The sequence below is a fragment of the Actinoplanes sp. NPDC026619 genome, from assembly GCF_040638295.1.
Classification (GTDB): Bacteria; Actinomycetota; Actinomycetes; order Mycobacteriales; family Micromonosporaceae; genus Actinoplanes.
Genome location: NZ_JBEZYA010000095.1, coordinates 1 through 1322, shown reverse-complemented (window position 1 = coordinate 1322; position 1322 = coordinate 1). Strand labels below are relative to the sequence as shown.

Here is a 1322-nt window from a genome sequence, read left to right as displayed (position 1 = left end):
TCGCCTGACAGAGATGATGTTCATGAGCACCTCCCGCCGAGGTCTGACTCATCGCCTGACTGACTTCGGGTCCTTAACGGGATTTGTCGGCCTCGGTCGGGAGGTGCTCGTGCACTCGCTAGACGTGGCGTTGTGACTTCATAGGAGCCTGGCCAGAGGCCCCATCTCTGTCTTGTCCGCGTTGCCCGGCTGGTGCGTGCCGCCCTGCCCCCAGTCACGAACGACAGGACGACGATGCCTTCTATTACACCTGATTCTGCCGCGATCGAGGTCGTCGGTGGCGTCGACACCCACCAGGACACCCACACCGCGGCGGTGATCGACCTGGTCGGGCGGGTGCTGGGCACCCAGCAGTTCCCCGCCACGACAGCCGGTTACGCCGCCCTGCTGGCCTGGATCCGCGGGTTCGGCCGCTTGTGGCGGGTCGGGGTCGAGGGGACCGGCGCCTACGGAGCCGGCCTCGCCCGCCAGCTGCGCGCCGAACAGGTCGAGGTGATCGAGGTCGACCGCCCCAACCGCAAGACCCGCCGGTTCCAGGGCAAGTCCGACCCGATCGACGCCATCGCGGCGGCCAAGACTGCGCTGGCCGGCGAACGCACCGGTGTGCCTAAGCAGCGCGACGGCCGAGTCGAAGCGCTGCGCAACCTGCGGGTGGCCCGGCGCAGCGCCGTCGACCAACGCGCCGACACCCAGCGCCAGATCAAGACCCTGATCGTCACCGCCCCCGACGAGCTGCGCGCACAACTGCGCGGCCTGACCGTCAGACAGCTGATCGCTACCTGCGCGAACCTGCGGCCTGACCGGGCCGACGCCGCGACCCCGGCCACCGCCGTCAAGATCTCTCTACGATCGCTGGCCCGCCGCCACCAACAGCTGTCCACCGAGATCACCGACCTCGACGAACTCCTCGAGCCGCTGGTCGCCGCCATCAACCCTGCCCTGGTCGCCGTTCACGGCGTCGGCGCCGATACCGCAGGCCAGCTGCTGGTCACCGCCGGCGAGAACCACAACCGGCTTACCTCCGAAGCCGCTTTCGCGATGCTCTGCGGCGTCGCTCCGATCCCGGCCTCGTCCGGCAAGACCACCCGCCACCGGCTCAACCGCGGTGGCGACCGGCAAGCCAACTGCGCCCTCTACCGGGTCGTGCTCTGCCGCCTGCGCTGGGATCCGCGCACTCGCGCGTACGCCGAACGACGCACCAAGGACGGCCTGTCCAAGAAAGAGATCATCCGGTGCCTCAAGCGTTACGTCGCCCGCGAGCTCTACCAGCTCATCACCTCAAACAATCTTGAACCCGCCGCTTGACATCCATAGGAGCATCC

Annotated in this window: 1 protein-coding gene; it reads left to right on the top strand. The window is 68.2% G+C overall.

Annotated features, from left to right (window positions below; all coding sequences use genetic code 11):
• The first annotated feature begins 234 nt into the window (after positions 1–234).
• A complete protein-coding gene (locus tag AB0E90_RS51685) occupies positions 235–1305 on the top strand; it encodes an IS110 family transposase (protein WP_360421238.1) in 1071 nt (356 codons plus the stop codon).
• The last annotated feature ends 17 nt before the right edge of the window (positions 1306–1322 follow it).